This window comes from Roseburia sp. AM59-24XD, from assembly GCF_003478445.1.
Lineage (GTDB): Bacteria > Bacillota > Clostridia > Lachnospirales > Lachnospiraceae > Jutongia.
In genome coordinates, this window is sequence record NZ_QUET01000045.1 from 1 (window position 1) to 16,148 (window position 16,148).

18 protein-coding genes, 2 pseudogenes and 1 CRISPR repeat array are annotated in these 16,148 nt (G+C 36.9%); of the genes and pseudogenes, 15 read left to right on the forward strand and 5 right to left on the reverse strand.

From position 1 onward, the window contains the following. Window positions 1-211 (forward strand): hypothetical protein (locus DXA20_RS16525; protein WP_207664230.1); only part of this gene is annotated, 211 nt, incomplete at its 5' end. A 95-nt stretch (window positions 212-306) separates the two neighbouring features. On the opposite strand, the gene DXA20_RS15105 is transcribed toward DXA20_RS16525, so the two are convergent. The 3 genes from DXA20_RS15105 to DXA20_RS15115 all read right to left on the reverse strand — a co-directional run bounded on the left by DXA20_RS15105 (window position 307) and on the right by DXA20_RS15115 (window position 1,216). Then, complete coding sequence (locus tag DXA20_RS15105) at window positions 307-540, reverse strand: hypothetical protein (RefSeq protein WP_147403766.1); 234 nt, start codon at window positions 538-540, stop codon at window positions 307-309. Window positions 541-632: 92 nt separating this feature from the next. After that, window positions 633-971 carry a DUF3847 domain-containing protein gene (locus DXA20_RS15110; protein WP_118561907.1) on the reverse strand — a complete coding sequence of 113 codons (339 nt, stop codon included), beginning with the start codon at window positions 969-971 and terminating at the stop codon, window positions 633-635. Window positions 972-1,033: 62 nt separating this feature from the next. Next, window positions 1,034-1,216: a transposon-encoded TnpW family protein gene (locus DXA20_RS15115; protein ID WP_118561909.1), complete on the reverse strand. Its 183-nt coding sequence runs from the start codon at window positions 1,214-1,216 to the stop codon at window positions 1,034-1,036. A gap of 241 nt (window positions 1,217-1,457) precedes the next feature. Between DXA20_RS15115 and DXA20_RS15120 the strand changes: the two genes are divergently transcribed. From DXA20_RS15120 to DXA20_RS15140, 5 genes are all read left to right on the forward strand, one after another. Further along, window positions 1,458-2,216, forward strand: coding sequence for a hypothetical protein (locus tag DXA20_RS15120; protein ID WP_118561911.1), 759 nt, complete (start codon window positions 1,458-1,460; stop codon window positions 2,214-2,216). A gap of 84 nt (window positions 2,217-2,300) precedes the next feature. Further along, on the forward strand, window positions 2,301-3,209 hold the full coding sequence (locus DXA20_RS15125; protein WP_118561913.1) for a hypothetical protein: 909 nt from the start codon (window positions 2,301-2,303) through the stop codon (window positions 3,207-3,209). A 29-nt stretch (window positions 3,210-3,238) separates the two neighbouring features. Then, complete coding sequence (locus DXA20_RS15130; RefSeq protein WP_118561915.1) at window positions 3,239-4,264, forward strand: virulence RhuM family protein; 1,026 nt, start codon at window positions 3,239-3,241, stop codon at window positions 4,262-4,264. Window positions 4,265-4,426: 162 nt separating this feature from the next. Continuing rightward, window positions 4,427-4,900, forward strand: a complete 474-nt coding sequence (locus DXA20_RS15135) for a MarR family winged helix-turn-helix transcriptional regulator (RefSeq protein ID WP_118561917.1) — start codon at window positions 4,427-4,429, stop codon at window positions 4,898-4,900. A gap of 34 nt (window positions 4,901-4,934) precedes the next feature. Continuing rightward, entirely contained in the window at window positions 4,935-5,471 is a 537-nt protein-coding gene (locus tag DXA20_RS15140) for a flavodoxin domain-containing protein (RefSeq protein WP_118561933.1), read from the forward strand. 64 nt (window positions 5,472-5,535) lie between these two features. On the opposite strand, the pseudogene DXA20_RS18545 reads toward DXA20_RS15140, so the two are convergent. After that, a pseudogene (locus DXA20_RS18545) lies at window positions 5,536-5,706 on the reverse strand (IS256 family transposase); the annotation flags it as partial. Beyond that, window positions 5,661-6,167 (reverse strand): annotated as a pseudogene (gene dcm, locus DXA20_RS15150) (DNA (cytosine-5-)-methyltransferase); the annotation flags it as partial. The pseudogenes dcm and DXA20_RS18545, both read right to left, overlap by 46 nt. Before the next feature lie 207 nt (window positions 6,168-6,374). On the opposite strand from dcm, the gene DXA20_RS15155 reads away from it, so the two are divergent. The 9 genes from DXA20_RS15155 to cas3 all read left to right on the forward strand — a co-directional run bounded on the left by DXA20_RS15155 (window position 6,375) and on the right by cas3 (window position 14,585). After that, window positions 6,375-6,923: a hypothetical protein gene (locus DXA20_RS15155; protein WP_118561935.1), complete on the forward strand. Its 549-nt coding sequence runs from the start codon at window positions 6,375-6,377 to the stop codon at window positions 6,921-6,923. Window positions 6,924-7,115: 192 nt separating this feature from the next. Continuing rightward, window positions 7,116-7,607, forward strand: coding sequence for a helix-turn-helix domain-containing protein (locus tag DXA20_RS15160; protein ID WP_118561919.1), 492 nt, complete (start codon window positions 7,116-7,118; stop codon window positions 7,605-7,607). A 136-nt stretch (window positions 7,608-7,743) separates the two neighbouring features. Further along, a complete protein-coding gene (locus DXA20_RS15170) occupies window positions 7,744-7,932 on the forward strand; it encodes a hypothetical protein (protein ID WP_118561923.1) in 189 nt (62 codons plus the stop codon). A 161-nt stretch (window positions 7,933-8,093) separates the two neighbouring features. Further along, a complete protein-coding gene (gene cas6, locus DXA20_RS15175; RefSeq protein ID WP_118561925.1) occupies window positions 8,094-8,816 on the forward strand; it encodes a CRISPR-associated endoribonuclease Cas6 in 723 nt (240 codons plus the stop codon). Between the two features lie 15 nt (window positions 8,817-8,831). Beyond that, window positions 8,832-10,514 carry a Cas8a1 family CRISPR/Cas system-associated protein gene (locus DXA20_RS15180; protein WP_118561927.1) on the forward strand — a complete coding sequence of 561 codons (1,683 nt, stop codon included), beginning with the start codon at window positions 8,832-8,834 and terminating at the stop codon, window positions 10,512-10,514. Further along, on the forward strand, window positions 10,504-11,106 hold the full coding sequence (gene cas7i, locus DXA20_RS15185; RefSeq protein ID WP_330421076.1) for a type I-B CRISPR-associated protein Cas7/Cst2/DevR: 603 nt from the start codon (window positions 10,504-10,506) through the stop codon (window positions 11,104-11,106). The genes DXA20_RS15180 and cas7i overlap by 11 nt, the downstream gene beginning before the upstream one ends. After that, the gene (locus DXA20_RS18175; protein ID WP_330421078.1) at window positions 11,103-11,378 is read left to right on the forward strand and encodes a hypothetical protein; all 276 of its coding nucleotides are present in this window, start codon (window positions 11,103-11,105) and stop codon (window positions 11,376-11,378) included. Before cas7i ends, DXA20_RS18175 begins: the two co-directional genes overlap by 4 nt. Further along, window positions 11,362-12,081 (forward strand): CRISPR-associated protein Cas5, encoded by a 720-nt coding sequence (gene cas5, locus DXA20_RS15190; protein ID WP_118561929.1) that lies wholly within the window; start codon window positions 11,362-11,364, stop codon window positions 12,079-12,081. The genes DXA20_RS18175 and cas5 overlap by 17 nt, the downstream gene beginning before the upstream one ends. Window positions 12,082-12,167: 86 nt before the next feature. Further along, window positions 12,168-14,585 carry a CRISPR-associated helicase Cas3' gene (cas3, locus tag DXA20_RS15195; protein WP_118561931.1) on the forward strand — a complete coding sequence of 806 codons (2,418 nt, stop codon included), beginning with the start codon at window positions 12,168-12,170 and terminating at the stop codon, window positions 14,583-14,585. A 246-nt stretch (window positions 14,586-14,831) separates the two neighbouring features. Continuing rightward, a CRISPR array of direct repeats spans window positions 14,832-16,102; the repeat unit is 30 nt; unit sequence GTTTTAATAGAGACATAGTGGAATGTAAAG. Window positions 16,103-16,148: the final 46 nt, after the last annotated feature.

A 16,148-nucleotide genomic window follows, 5' to 3' on the forward strand; every position in this document is an offset into this window, starting at 1 on the left:
CATTTTTCAACTGTTATATATAACTAAAGGGCAAAAAGCTCTGACAAAGAATTTTTTGCCTTTCATTATCATAGAAGAATCTTATTTACAGACTTTTTCTCATAGTCTCGTATTATTAGATTCGGGGATTACTACTGTTGATGAAAGTCAAATGTTTAAAATAGTATTTTCACCAGAAAGAGTAATCTGTGAGGTGCCTTTTTACGAGTGAATAATCCAGCTTCCATGTCCCGCCTGTCCGGGAATCGGAAACCGCAAATCCATTTTTAAGGAAACCGTCATTCCGGCGGTGGAAACGCAAATCCATCAGCTTACCACATTGATATCCAGCGGAATACACATTCCTGCAATCAATGCAAAGGTAATACTGACAATACACAAAGCAACCGTCACCGCTTTTCTTAAGCTTTTTACTCCGATAACTTTGTAATACTGCCAGCGGTCATGCCACTTCTCATCAATCCGGTCAAATACATTTCTGAATAGAAGAAATCCTCCTATCAAAATCCCCGCAGAAGCAAGAATCATAATGCTAATCACAACAATGCTTCCCATAAGCCTCGCAGAGCGCGCGCCAGAGACAGGCTCTGCCTGTCTATAAGTGCGCCCTTCTCCCTAAAAAGAGAAGGGAATCAGGAAACTCCTGACTCCCCGCATTCTTCTTTTCTCATGTCTGTATCAGGACTTTTCTGTATTGCTTTGGAGAAAAATTTTCCGTTGGCTTCCTGCTTATTTAAAAAGGCAATCAGCTTAGGGATTTCTTCCAGCTCAATACATCTTCCAAGTACTGACTCCACCGCCGCACCGATTTCAATCAGACGGTGGGTACGGATTTTCCGTTCTTCCTCCTTCTTTCGTTTCTCCAGCTGCTTCTTTTGTGTCTCATAACGCTTCAACTCCTGTGCCAGCTTCTCGATCCTTAAATCCTTCTCCTGGATTCTTTCTTCATAGGTTTTGGTTGATTTACCCATAGTAAACTCCTTCTTGCTGATAAAAATATCAGCCATAAAACTAATAGATTTGTGTGTAACAATTACTCTGCATCCGGTGTGGCAACTTTCCGATTGTCAATATCATTTACCACTAGATGCAAAAGCTTATCCTCAAAGGTAGATGTGATATTCTCTGCGAAAAATACATTTACCTTATAGGTGGTCTGTCCTTTTCTTTTGGTAAAAGAGGACATCGCCCGCTCCTTACTTACTGCCTGCTCCATAATAATTTCACCTCCTTCTTGAAATACGAACACATGTTTGTTATAATCGAAGTATCTTTGACGGACTGCTACAACGGATAAGATAAATCTTCATAAAATCCGGCTCCTTTCTTCTGGTTTTGAGTAATCTTTTTGAGATAAATAAGATTACTTCCTCACCTATAGGAGAAATGCAGTCCCAAAACGGAACTGTTTTTTATAGAAGTTCTGAAAGAAATTTTTGAAAGGTGGTGAATCCCTGTTGAAGGAATGTACAAATGATTATTTTGAAGAAGACATACAGGAAGATGAACTGACGGATGCCCTTGAACAGGAGAATGCCGCTATTCTTGAAATAGAACTTGAGATGGAAAATGAACCGGAAGTATCAAAGATACCGGAAACATCAACGAGGGAAAAGCTGAAACGTGAACTGGAACAGGAAGCACTGGCACGTCTTGAGGATTCTGCCAGAACCGAGGAGAAATTTGCAAATGTGGTTACATGGTGGAAAAGGCTTGATGCCAACCGGGAACGTAAGGAACGCTATCATGAAATAGGAAGATCGGATGTTCCCCTTGAATGGGGAATGTCACCGGATGAGATTGTAATTCCTGCTCCCATCCGGCATGTTTTCTGGAAGCAGATACTGAAAGGGGATTTCCTTGATGCCATTTATGACTGCCTCTTTGAAATGCATGAGCTGGTGACGGATGAGGATATTTCCAAAGCAATCTTTGCATTAAAAGATGTACAGAAGGAGCTTTTATATCAGCTTGCCATTAAAGGATACTCCTGTCAGTTGATTGCAGCATTTAGAGAGCAGACCGACAGAAATATCCGCAAAATCCGTGACACCATGTTAAAAAAGCTTCGTAAATCCTTTATGCAGGCATTACAGAACAGAGTAGACAATCAGCTTTCTCTGACAAAGCAAGAGCAGATTTTTTATGACAATTACCGATCACTGATTACGGATAAAAAGAATAAGAAAACGAAAGAAATCACAAATACCATTTGACCTTGGGGAACAGGCTTGTTATGATAGTAATATATTTTCTGGTGATACAGATTACATTTTAGAACGGACAGATTGGAGGCTTTTATGAGTAACCTATTCCAGAAAACCAGCTCCAACTGGGCACGATACGACAAATATGACTGGAAGGAAGATAAAGAAGGTACGTTGTACATCACACCTTCACCGGATGCGAAAGTGTCTCTCTATAATCCGCTAAAGGATTCGGAGCAGATGGTATTAAAGGCGGTAAACCTCGGACTGATGTGCATGGACAAAAATAATACACAGGAACATTTGCAGAATGCCATTATGGATTTTGTTACCGGTTATGGACTGCTTGGATTTATGACGGCACTGCCTACCACGCCGGACTTCATCACTTATCATTCGGTATATTTACCGAAAAATCATTTCATCAAAGAGGAAAGCATGACTACGGAAAAGTATCTTTCCTATTTCTTTCCCTTTGATAAGATTGATTTTGTAAAAAAAGGAATGGAATCATCATGGAGTACGGATGATGTGCAGATGATGGCACTGATTATGACTATGAAAAATAAACCGCAGGCAGTAATGATGAGTTTCCAGAAAGAATATGCAGAAAGGTATGACTGGCTTGTGACTTTATTTAAAGACTGGGCATTTACCTTTATGTCAAGCTTTCTATACTATCAGGATTTTGACAAGATGGATGATATGCAAAAGAATTTATACCGTCAGGGCATGGCGGCATTTGGCGGTATTGCACCAATCTATCATATAGAGCTGCTTGACCGACCTACCATCGTGTGGGATTTCCATTCTCTGCTATTGGGTGTGCAGATGATGTTTTCTTTTATGCTTACAGATGAAAAGTCCTCCCTGAAGGTATGTAAGCACTGTGGAAAAGCCTTTGTTGCCAGCAGACCCAACAGCGTATTTTGCAGTGGTAAATGTAAAAACCGGTATAATGTGTATAAGAGCCGTGCTAAGGATAAAGACAACGCTAACTAATTCACCTGCTATAAGAAAGAAGGCTGATTATGAATACAGATATTACAAAACAAATGGAAATGGTGCTGTACAGAACCGAAGATGATAACGTGACTGTAAGCGCCTTGATAAAAGATGAAACGATATGGCTGACACAAAAAGCCATGGCTGAATTGTTTGGTATTGACAAGTCGGGCATCAGCCGCCATTTAGCAAAGATTTTTGAATCCGGTGAGCTGGATGAGGAAGTGGTTGTTGCAAAAATTGCAACAACCACTCAGCACGGAGCAATGCAGGATAAAACACAGACTATTCCTACCAATTATTACAATCTGGATGCCATTATTTCTGTAGGTTACAGAGTAAACTCCATTCAGGCAACCAGGTTCCGTATATGGGCAACCAGTATTTTGAAGGAATATATGATAAAGGGCTTTGCTATGGATGATGAACGTTTAAAGCAGGGAAAAACCGCTTTTGGCAAGGATTACTTCCGTGAATTGCTGGAAAGAGTTCGCTCCATCCGTGCCAGCGAACGCAGAATATGGCAACAGATAACCGATATTTTTGCAGAGTGCAGCATTGATTATGATAGAGATTCTGATACTGCATATCATTTTTATGCTACCATACAGAACAAATTCCACTATGCCATTACCGGTAAAACAGCGGCTGAAATCGTCTACAATCAAGCTGACCACACCAAGGAAAATATGGGCTTGACCACATGGAAAAATGCTCCCGATGGTCGTATTCTCAAATCTGATACACCGATTGCCAAAAACTATTTGGACGAAAAACAGATTCGTCAGTTGGAACGTGCTGTTACAGGATATTTTGATTACATAGAGGATTTGATTGAACGTGAAAATGTCTTTACAATGGAGGAATTTTCAAAAAGCGTGAACGAGTTCCTTGAATTCCGAAGATATGATATTTTAAAGGATAACGGACGTATTTCCCATAAACAGGCGTTGGAGAAAGCATATCAGGAATACGATATCTTTAATAAGACACAACCGATTGAGTCTGATTTCGATAAGGTAGTTAAAGGATTGGCAAAAGCTGAGAACTAAACAAAGTTAAATAAAACTGTCAAAATTCAGCAATACAGAAAAAGCGAATTTAGGAAATAGCAATTGTGAAAAAGGCGGATATTGTTCCGTCTTTTTCTATTGACAGATAATAGGTAATATATTACCATATATAAAGTAATATATTACCTATTGGAGGATGATATGAATATTAAAGATGTGATTCGTAGTGACAAAGTAGATTTTACAGGGATTGATCCATCTTATTTTTTACTGGGATTATTAAGTGCTTTTGATAACAGATTTCAGGCTGTTGCAGATAGCACGATGAAAGAAGTAAGTTGGAAACAGTTTTTTGCAATTATATGTATTAATCTGTGTAAAGGAAAACCAACGGTTAAAGAACTTGCTGAGATTATGGGTAGCTCACATCAGAATGTAAAACAGATTTTATTAAAATTGGAAAAGAAAGGTTTTGTTACTATTATCGTAGATAAAAATGATAAGCGAAAACAGCGCATTGAACTTACTGACTATTGTAGAGATTTCTGTGAAAAAAACGATGAAATGACTATGAGTATTTTGAAAAAAATGTTTGCAGGTGTTTCAGAGGAGCAGCTACAAGTAACAATACAGACGATTATACAAATTGAAGATAATTTGAAGGACTTAGCTTGATTTAAGACAAATGAAAGAAATGGAGAATATTGAGATGAGTAAAGACATTATTGTAATTTATAATTCACAGACTGGATTTACAAAGAAATACGCACAATGGATTAGTGAAGCCCTAGAATGTGAATGTGTTGAGCTTAATGAAGCTGGCAAACTGAACTTTGAGCAGTATGATGCGATAATATTTGGCAGCTGGGCATGTGCAGGTGGAATTAGTAAAATCAAGTGGTTCAAGAACAATCTTAAAAAGTGGAACGACAAAAAATTGGCAGTATACTGCGTAGGCGGAAGTCCTATAGAAAATCCTGAAATAGAAGTGGCGATGAAGAATTGGTTTACTGAAGAAGAACATCAAAAGGTAAAGATATTTTATTGTCCGGGTGGATTTAATTATGAGAGAATGTCGGGTACTTCTAAATTAATGATGAAAATGTTTATAAGTGCATTAAAGGCAAAAAAAGACAAGACTGAAGCAGAGAAGATTCAAGCAGAAATGATTTCTAAGTCATACGATATCAGTGACAAGAAATATATTGAACCAATTGTGGACTGGGCAAAGCACATTTATGATTGATGTGATAAAATTGAAAATTACAGTAATATAAACTACTCGAAATGCATATGTCAAATAGATTTCCCTAGAATTCTGCTTTTTCCAGCCGTTCTTCAAAGTAGATTTCCAGCTGGGCTCGTATCTGGGACCAGTCCCTGCGGCGTCCGGTCCATTTTTTAGTGATGTCCATAGTAGCCAGATAGAGCATTTTTAAGAGGCTGTCATCGCTTGGAAATACTGTCTTGCTTTTGGTGAGAGCCGATTCTGTGGTACATTTCCGTACTCCATTGCGTTGAGAACCTTTGTTTTTATATGATATCCCAGATATTCTAATTGTTCTTGAATGACTTGAAACGTATTGCCGTGATCGTGTCCAACCAGATTCTTGACATTTTCAAAGAATACAACTTTGGATTGGTGTCCGGCTGCTTTCTTTTCCCTAATAATACGCATCATTTCAAAGAATAGCGTTCCTCGTCCTTTTTCATCATCGAATCCCTGTCTATATCCGGCAAGCGAAAAGGCTTGACAAGGAAATCCACCAACCATTACATCAAATTCTGGCATTTCACTCGCATTTATTGTGTTAATATCACGGCAGTCTGCTCTGATATTAAAGTTGTTTTCGTAGGTGGCAATAGGGTATTTGTCAATCTCATTTGCGTATACGACTTCAAATGCTCTGGTCTGTTCAAAGCCTAAATCAATTCCACCTACTCCGGCAAAAAAACATGCTACTTTTCAATTATTCATTGATCTGTCTGCTGTGGACGTTTCTCTCGTTCACGTTTTAAGCAGGGAGTTTATCATGAAAACTTATGTGGATAGTATGAAAGATAATATTCTTTTTTTTTCATATGGATGGGTGTATAATGAGAGAAAATATCGTCGAGAGAGGAGAACTATATGAGCCATACAGAAAATATATCTAAACTTGAGCAGTTTATTAAAATGATGACAGGTCACTTTGATAATCAGGAACAATTTCAAAAAATGAAGGAAGCAGGAGAGATATATCCATATGCGGAGCATGTTAATACACCGTGTAACAATAAAATACAAGATCTTCCGGCAGATTTTTCCGGCATATTCATTGTGGAAGAAAGTTATTATCAAAGCCAAGGAAAACGTCATTCTTCGCCACATTTGTTTTTGTTGACAGAGCAGGATGATGGGATTATGCTTTCTTCCTATGAAATTCCGGAAGGAGAGGATAAAAAGACATTTTCCTACGAAACAATGAAAAATGTAAAATACAGTGTATTGAAAAAGTCAGAAAAATTTACTCCGGCTTTGTATCACGAAAAGGATGGTACATGGGAAGGAGGCAGTGTAAGCCAGTTTTCGCCGGTAATGATATTTCGGTTATGGGAGAAATTTTCTGATACATGTCTGGAAGTATCGGAGAGTATGGAAGTGAATGGAAAACGTACATTTGGATATGATGCTCCTATTATTTATAAAAGGGTATAAAATCAAAACAGAGGTGACTGCAATGTTGTGGATGTACCTATCATAATCTGATTTATAGCAGAAGTGTATAAATCGGCAGTATTTTCCGGAATGTAACCTTGAATTGCGGATTTGCAAGGTTCAGATGGTAGATAGATCGAGAGATAAAGATATACTGTAATTACACTGAAAAACAGAAAGGGGATGCATGCTATGACATTTGCTGAAAAATTACAGAGATTAAGAAAACAGAACGGATTATCACAGGAGCAGCTGGCAGAAAAACTGAATGTTTCCAGACAGGCTGTTTCCAAGTGGGAAATGGGGACGATTCCTGATATGGAAAATATGGTCAAATTAGGAAGATATTTTGACTGCTCGTTGGATTATCTTATGAAGGACGAGGTAGATGACGATAATGATCAGGACACAAATAATCACAATACGGATAAGAAAAATAGTAATGGCAGTATTATTGAAAGGTGTATCTCAACAACATGTATCCTGATAGGCGGGATATTTGTTTTGTTGATGCCGTTATTTGCAAAATGGTATCAAGCATTTGAGTTTAGAAATTATCATGAGTGTTTTACAAATTCGGCAGATTATATTTTTCGGTTCCCGTTGGCTTGTATTTTAATAATAGCTGTTTTATTATTGGGTGCCGGAACGGTGTTTCTCTATCATTCTATTCGGAAACATTGAATATAGCTATTGGACAAATTCATATACAAAATTGGAATTGTTAATGATGTGATTTTTGTTGTATATACAGAACGGAAAGAGAATATTCGTCTGATATCAGCAAGAATAGCAACAAAAACGGAAAGGAGTATTTACTATGATCAAGACAGCTGCTTTAACTAGAGATCAGAAACCGACTGCTGAACAGATTAAGCAGATACAGGCTGCAGCGCAAAGAGAAATCGTGTATGATGATGATTCACCGGAACTTACTCCTGCAATGGAAAAGGCATTTCGATTAGCTGCAAAGAATAGAAATACACATAAAAATACAGAAATTTCTTGAGAGACAAGTGTGTTTAATGCGAGTTTTTGAAAAGCTCGCATTTTTTGTTTTAAAAAATATAAAAGAAATGTCGAAATATGTCGAATGAAGTAGTTTAAAAATTCGATAAATGATGTATAATAGTATTGTAAGAGCTTAGTTGAAATGGAAGGGGTGATAGAATGAATCAGTTTAAGTTGACTTTTCAGTTGGAAAAGCCATTTTTGTCGAAGGATTTTGAGGTTGTTATAATCAGTTTTCTGAAGGCGGCAACTTTAAATTATGCCAAGGACTTTCATGAGAAACTGTATGATAAAAGTCAGTCTGTTATGAAGAGCTATACATTTTCGTGTTATCTTCCGAATGCCAGATTTCAGAAGGAACAAATTTCATTAGGACAACCTTGTTTTGAGCTGTATTTTAGTGATGCGGATATCGTAGAAAGTATACAATTTTTAAATTCTTTCAAAACAATGTATAAGAAAAAATATCCTATGAACTGCAATTCGATGCAGCTCGTGTCGATCGCGGCACAAAAGCGCAGTGAAATAAAGGATTCCGAAGTGATCATAAAAATGTCAAGTTCGCTTGTTGTCCGCAGTCATGATGCGAGCAATAACACGGATAAATATTACATATATCAGGATACAGAATTTGAAAAGACATTAAAAGAAAATATAGAATTCATGTTGGAAAAGCTCAATGTGCCAATTTCAACGGATGGTTTTTCGATTGTTCCGGTTAAAGGCAAAAAGGTTGTTCAGAACGTGTTTGGTCATATGATAGATGCTAATATTGGTATTTATAAATTAAAAGGAACTCCGGAACTTCTGAATTATTTATATCAGGCAGGAATGGGAAGTCGGAGATCGGAAGGCCATGGAAAGTTTGAAATTATTATGTAGAGGGGAGGGAAATATGTGGAGACAATTAAGATTACGAAGGGTGATTTTCTCAAAAATGCAGGCATTGTGGGGATGTGGAATATGCTTCTCGTTTCCGATGCCAAACAAGGCGTAAATGAGGATTTTTGGCTGGATGAAGAGGAACAGGTGCTTTGCATAAGCGGAGAATTTGCGGAAAATGCCGATTGGACGGATCTGTATTTTAAGGCATTTGTAGAGATTTATGGACCTGTTTGTACTTATCAGGAGATATTGAACAGGATTGAAAAAGGCAGAGAATTTATTCAGAAGGAAGAAGAATTAAAGGCTATAAAAGACGATTTGAAGTATATTAATGATAAGATGCTGTCTAATAGTTATAAAAGTGGTTTTGATAATATTTGTGATAAAATTGAAGCTCCAGAGGTATATGAAAAGCTTAAGGTCAGTAAATTGAATGTCAAGATGGAACCGGGCGAACTACTGGAACGATTATCGGAGCTGGAGGAATTTTTAAAACAGCCTTTATGCCGGGAAACCTTCTGTATGAAAAGTATAATTTATAACTATATTAATCGTTTTTGGAATGGAAAAAGTTTTTTGTATCGGGCAAATGCCAAGAAAGATATGCGGGAAATATATGAACAGGATTTTTCAAAGCCTTTAAAGGAATATCTGTTAAAATCGCATGAAAAATCAAAGGAATATTGTATTGAATGCAATGCGATGATTGACAGCAAAGAAGAGGTTTCCATTGCTTTTATGAATGATATGGCAGATGATCTTGCAAGAAAACGGTCTGCATTTTGGAATTGTAAAGTAGATGCATACATATGTCCGTTATGCGCTTATTTATATACGCTTGTCCCGTTAGGGTTTCGTCTGGTTGGGAACAAGTTTGTATTTCAAAATATAGACAGCAGCATAGAAGTGCTGGTTGATGTGAATAAAGAGGTTAAAATTAAACAGAAAGAAAATGCAAGGCAGGCAGAAGAAAAATATACAACCTGGATTGCCAGAACTCTCAACACCGTGTTTAAACTAAAGGTGAAAGAACTGAATAATATTTCCATTATTCTGCGCGGTACAAATGAAAAAAATGAAAACGATAAATATATTTTTAATATACTACACAAGGATATTTTGAATGTTCTCAAGGATAAAAAGATAATGGAATATTTCGAAAAATTATCGGAATATCCTACGGTAAAAATTAAAAAGGATTATCTGAATGTTTATGAAATGGTCATTGAAAATCTGATCAGTTATAAGAGCCAGTATCGGCTTGTCAACCGGCTGATGAAAGCAGGTATCGAAACAGAAAGTATTTTAAGCAGAGCTGTATCAGTGTTTAAAATTCAAATTAGAACAACAATGATTATGCAGGGCGAAGGAGGAATGAATCAAATGAACGTATGGTCAATGAGGGATAGTGGATTCGAATTGCGAAAAGCAATTTTATCTGCTAAGGGTGTGACTTCCGATGAATGCATGAGAGGAACAATTTATAGACTCACAAATGCATTATCGGTAGGAAACACAGAGAAATTTATGGATGCAATTATACGATTATATGCATCCAGCAGATTGGAAGTTCCAAATGGTTTTGTGGCGATGCTACAGGACAGAGAAAAGTTTAATCAATATGGGTATGCATTTCTTTTGGGATTAGAAGGAAGTCATTATGCAGGCAAGGAGGAAAAGAAAAATGAAGAATAATGGATTGACAATCACGATGATTTTTTTGGCAGAAAGTGCAAATTACGGAGAAGGTGTTGGGAATATTACAACGCTTAAGAAAATGACAAGAGGAAATTATCAGCAGTACTCTTATATTTCAAGACAGGCAATGAGATATAGTCTTGTCAGACAGTTAAAATGGGACAATACCCCGGTTGATGACAAAAGTGGCGTTGTGCAGTTTGCACCTTCAGCAACCATTGAAGATTATCCGGAAATTGATCTTTTTGGATATATGAAAACGACATCAAAAGGCGATGAAAAAGGTGGGGCGACTACCAGAAGTGCAGTAGCCCGTCTTAGCAATGCGATTGCTCTGGAACCATATCAGAGTGACCTGGAATTTCTGACCAATATGGGCTTAGCCAAAAGGTCCGATTTAGATAATGCAATTGCTCAGAGTGAGATCCAGCGTTCTTATTATACATATACCGTATCTGTGGATCTGGATTGTGTGGGCGAAGATGGGGATATATCTGTTTCTCAGGAAGAAAAGGCAAACAGAGTTAAACACTGCTGGAGGGGATCGAGTACCTTTATCGAGATATTAAAGGGCGACGGGAAAATATGAGTCCGCTTTTTGTGATTGGTGGATGTTATCAGAGAAAAAATCCGTTTTTCGAGAATCAGATCAAATTGGAAAATAACAAGTTAAAAGTGAGACGTCTCGCAGAGATTAGGGAAGAAAATGAAGATATTAAAGCGAATACAATAGTAGGTGTTGCAGCGGATACCTTTGAGAACGATGATGAAATCCGTGAAACATTACATGCTGATACAATAGGAAAAGCGTTTGAACAATTAAAGAAAGAAGTGGATAATTATTATGGGGAGAGCAATTAGACTGCAGTGTTATCAGACCCTTGCCAATTACCGTAAGCCAAGCAGCTTTATTATTAAAGAAACGTATCCATTGCCACCATATTCCACAGTGATAGGAATGATTCATGCGACATGCGGATTTACTGAACTGCATAGAATGAAGATCAGCATTCAGGGATGCAATCAGGGAACCATTTCGGAAGTTTATACAAGATATTCTTTTAATGCTGGGAGTAAATACGAGGAAACAAGACATCAAATATGCGTAAAAGATGATGGAAAACAATATGGTGTGTTTAAGGGAATTGCCAATGCGGAACTTGTTTGCGAAAACAGAATGATCATTCATATTGTGCCAGAGAAGGAGGAAGATTTTGACACCATTTATCAGGCACTTCTCGCACCGAAGAAATATCCGTCATTGGGAAGGTATGAAGATCTGCTTGATATTGAAAAGGTAGATGTTGTTAATATTAGTCAGGTGGACGAAGCAGAGCCTGAAATGGATATTTATATACCAATCCATTATTTTGAGGATGCACAAGTCAGTCTGGCAACCGTATATACCCTTACCAAAGAATACGAAATAACAAAAAAAGGGCTGAGAAGATGGAAAAAGGATGGTGGAAAGATAAAGGTATATTATTGTCCGAAAGGCGAAACGGTTTATGATGTATATGTAGACGATTATGAAGGTGGCTCAACGGTTGTTGCATTAGCTTAGTTATTGTAAATATATAGATTTGCAAGGTAATATAATTGAAAGAGAAATAGATACATTTTGGAATGATACATGATAGGAATGCGAATATGAAGTTTTATGCAAAATCAAAAAGACATAAATTAAAGCAGGAAGATAAAGAACAAATTCAAATAGAATATTTACATCTCATAGAAACAATGAAAATATCGTTGTCTGAAAATGAGATTACAGCATTAAAGAGAGAAAGAGATAATCTGATAAATGCGGAGGAGGAAGAGCAGAAAACATTAAAAGAGCACTTGGAGGAGACAGTAAGATGTGCGCAAAGTTTTTTGGAAAAATATGGTTCGTATTTTACAGAAAAAGAAAAGTACCTTATTTGTACGGCATGCAAATGCCATGATTTTGGAAAAGCAAATTTGATCTTTCAGTCATTGATTTCCGGCGAAAAGCAGGAAAAGTATCATAATATAAAACAAATTCCGCATGGATTTTTAAGTGCGTTGACATTATCGTTGAAGGAATTACAAGAAGAATGTAATGATATTACAAAAGATGATTTTAAATGTCTGGTTACAGCAGTTTATTATCACCATACCAGGGACGACGAATATAAAGACAGCGATATCAGAGCATTTTCTGATCAATATTTTGAAAGTTGTTATAATGAGTTTTGTGAAAATGGTAAATGGAAGACACGAATGATAAATCGCAGCTTTCTTCTTTTTCGTAATTCTGCAGTTCAAATGCAGACTACGATTAAGGATGATTTGTGGCAGGAATATATGCTGATAAAAGGGATGTTGAATAAGTTTGACTGGACGGTCAGCAGTGGAAAAAGCGAGTCGGAAGAGAAAGCCGATTTCGAAAAGAAAGAACTGATAAAGCATATTCAAAATAAATATGGTGAGAATTTAAGAACGGTTCAAAAATATATGAAAGAGAAAACAGATTATAGTGTAGTTATAGTTGCACCAACGGGTTCGGGTAAAACAGAAGCTGCATTATATTGGCTGAATGGAGAAAAGGGATTTTATACATTGCCGCTCAAAGTGTCTTCCAATGCAATTTATAAAAGAATACGGGAAGAATATCAGTTTAACGATGTGGCATTACTTCATTCAGAAAGCCTTCAAAAATATATAGAGGAGTCAGGATCAGAAGAACAAAATGAACATGGGAAGACAGACGTGGACCAAAAGGCAATGCAGGCAAAAGAAAAATTGGAAAAAGCAAAAATGTTTAACGCACCCTTGATGGTCACTACTGTGGATCAACTGTTTTTATTTGTTTATAAAGCATTAGGCACAGAAATGATGGCAGCGACATTGAAATATTCCAAAGTGATCATAGATGAAATACAATCTTATGAACCAAGGGTGGTAGCTGCATTAATCTATGGATTAAAAACAATTTCACAGATGGGTGGAAAATTTGCTGTTATAACGGCAACACTTCCTCCGGTTCTCCTTGATTTTATGGAGCGATACGGTCTGGCTAAAGATAAAGCATTTTGCTTTGCTGATTTCTCTCAAGAAAGTGTTTTGCGGCGGCATATGATAGCGATATATGAGCAGGAATTTGATTTGGAAGAAATTATAGAAGAAGCAAACACGAAAAAGGTTCTTGTGATTTGTAATACAGTAAGAAAAGCACAGGAGATGTATTGTGCATTGGCAGAACAGATAGATAATGTATATTCATTGCATGCAAATTACATCAGGAAGCATAGAAAAATGCTTGAAGAAAATATCATGCGCTTCTCGGAAGGGAAGGGAAACACAGGAGTCTGGATTACAACGCAGATTGTGGAAGCAAGCTTGGATATAGACTTTGATGTGTTGTACACGGAAATGTGCACGGCAGACAGCTTGTTGCAGAGAATGGGACGTTGTAATCGGAAGGGAAGATATGTACCACATGACCCCAATATAAGAATATATAAAACAGAGAATGCTAAAAAATTAACGAAGAATAAAACGGAAAGCAGAGGAATTTATTACAAAGATTTATTTGAACGTTCCTGGGAATATTTACATACTTACGAGAAAACCACATTCACAGAAGCGCAGAAAACGAAATATATTAACGAAGTATATAATGCAGATGAAATCACAAATACAGAATACTATAAGGAAATAGAAGAGTATCTTGAATATTTTGAGGGATTAAGTATAAATGAATTAAGCAAAAGAGAAGTTCAGGAAAAATTTCGAATGATAAAAAGCATATCTGTTATTCCGGATGAAATTTACAATGAAAATCAGGAATTTATAGAAAATTATCAGGAAATAATATGTGCTCGATATTTGGGACAGGAAGCGAAAGCGATATTAAATAGTAAGCTTAATGAATTGACATTAAGTGTTACCTTATACAATAGAGGATCATGGATTGGCATAGACAAAGATGTTATAAAAAATACGGATATTCATCGCTCCATGTATGAATATGTTTTTGATGAGAATACCGGAAAGGGAATTGGCTTGTCTAGGAAAACAATGGAAGATGATTTTATGATGTAGCTGGTTTATGGGCAGCAGATGGATGACAGAAGTAATTAAAGCAGAAAGGACAGGGGACAAGTTATTACTGTCGATGTGGTAAAATGCATTTTGACAGGGAGGTCGACAAGATTAGTATTTATCTGCTTTGGGCAAAAGTATTGCATATTCAATGCAGGACAAATGTTTGGAAGATTAGATGGATTTTTAAGGGTCGACAAAAGAGTGTTGAAAAGGGAGGAAAAATCAACTAATATATGCATATGGGTTTTAATAGAGACATAGTGGAATGTAAAGAAATTGGACACCTTGCGATGAATGCATTCGTATTCGTTTTAATAGAGACATAGTGGAATGTAAAGGTACAGTTTATCGGCTGTATGCAGGCTTTTTCCCGTTTTAATAGAGACATAGTGGAATGTAAAGATTAGCTGCCACGTCGCATACATGAGCATGACCCAGTTTTAATAGAGACATAGTGGAATGTAAAGTCATGTAAGTAACGCTTACTTCCGAGTGTTATAAAAGTTTTAATAGAGACATAGTGGAATGTAAAGACTCATAGTTATATGCATTATTGTTGGTTGGTATAGTTTTAATAGAGACATAGTGGAATGTAAAGTAAACCGTCCCCAGCACTCCGGAGCAACGCACTTTCCAGTTTTAATAGAGACATAGTGGAATGTAAAGATGTTTAACGGATTCGGGACGCTTAAAAGCACAGGGTTTTTAATAGAGACATAGTGGAATGTAAAGAAATATACCAAGGACTTATTTGATGATGCTGTAAAGTTTTAATAGAGACATAGTGGAATGTAAAGAGCCGTTCCGCTATCTGTTTGACCGGAATCTTATCGTTTTAATAGAGACATAGTGGAATGTAAAGCCAATCATCGATAACGGCTCGAGCGTGTGCAGCATGGTTTTAATAGAGACATAGTGGAATGTAAAGCTTATTCTTGGCGAAATTGATCTGCTCCGGCTTCTGTTTTAATAGAGACATAGTGGAATGTAAAGCTATGTACACGCTCAAAAGGTCGGATTCGATTTGGTTTTAATAGAGACATAGTGGAATGTAAAGCCGCAAGCGGATGATCTTCACACCGTCACGCTCTACGTTTTAATAGAGACATAGTGGAATGTAAAGGTAGTTCCGGCTGCGATTCAGATCTAAATTGTAATTGTTTTAATAGAGACATAGTGGAATGTAAAGGAATTATCACTATCGCTATCTGTTTTCCCGTCTGAGTTTTAATAGAGACATAGTGGAATGTAAAGTTCTCCGATCGTGAGATCCAGAACGGTTGTAGAGGTTGTTTTAATAGAGACATAGTGGAATGTAAAGGTTAATCACCTTATGTATCCGGCGCAAGAAAGCCTTGGTTTTAATAGAGACATAGTGGAATGTAAAGCCGTAAGCGCATCGGACTTTGCGTGAAGCTCCTCGTTTTAATAGAGACATAGTGGAATGTAAAGTTATTTTTATGATGGTATTTTTATTCCTTGCGGTTTAATGAGAGACATAGTGGAATGTAAACGGTCGCCCATATCGTCATAGGCAAGCGGAGATTCGGTGTTTTAATA

What these genes read in the sequence shown, in the direction of transcription:
- cas6 (WP_118561925.1), top strand. Translation starts at nt 8,094, where the DNA reads ATGAATCAGTTTAAGTTGACTTTTCAGTTGGAAAAGCCATTTTTGTCG.
- cas7i (WP_330421076.1), top strand. Translation starts at nt 10,504, where the DNA reads ATGAAGAATAATGGATTGACAATCACGATGATTTTTTTGGCAGAAAGT.
- DXA20_RS15170 (WP_118561923.1), top strand. Translation starts at nt 7,744, where the DNA reads ATGATCAAGACAGCTGCTTTAACTAGAGATCAGAAACCGACTGCTGAA.
- cas3 (WP_118561931.1), top strand. Translation starts at nt 12,168, where the DNA reads ATGAAGTTTTATGCAAAATCAAAAAGACATAAATTAAAGCAGGAAGAT.
- DXA20_RS15160 (WP_118561919.1), top strand. Translation starts at nt 7,116, where the DNA reads ATGACATTTGCTGAAAAATTACAGAGATTAAGAAAACAGAACGGATTA.
- DXA20_RS15135 (WP_118561917.1), top strand. Translation starts at nt 4,427, where the DNA reads ATGAATATTAAAGATGTGATTCGTAGTGACAAAGTAGATTTTACAGGG.
- DXA20_RS18175 (WP_330421078.1), top strand. Translation starts at nt 11,103, where the DNA reads ATGAGTCCGCTTTTTGTGATTGGTGGATGTTATCAGAGAAAAAATCCG.
- DXA20_RS15125 (WP_118561913.1), top strand. Translation starts at nt 2,301, where the DNA reads ATGAGTAACCTATTCCAGAAAACCAGCTCCAACTGGGCACGATACGAC.
- DXA20_RS15130 (WP_118561915.1), top strand. Translation starts at nt 3,239, where the DNA reads ATGAATACAGATATTACAAAACAAATGGAAATGGTGCTGTACAGAACC.
- cas5 (WP_118561929.1), top strand. Translation starts at nt 11,362, where the DNA reads ATGGGGAGAGCAATTAGACTGCAGTGTTATCAGACCCTTGCCAATTAC.
- DXA20_RS15115 (WP_118561909.1), bottom strand. Translation starts at nt 1,216, where the DNA reads ATGGAGCAGGCAGTAAGTAAGGAGCGGGCGATGTCCTCTTTTACCAAA.
- DXA20_RS15110 (WP_118561907.1), bottom strand. Translation starts at nt 971, where the DNA reads ATGGGTAAATCAACCAAAACCTATGAAGAAAGAATCCAGGAGAAGGAT.
- DXA20_RS15140 (WP_118561933.1), top strand. Translation starts at nt 4,935, where the DNA reads ATGAGTAAAGACATTATTGTAATTTATAATTCACAGACTGGATTTACA.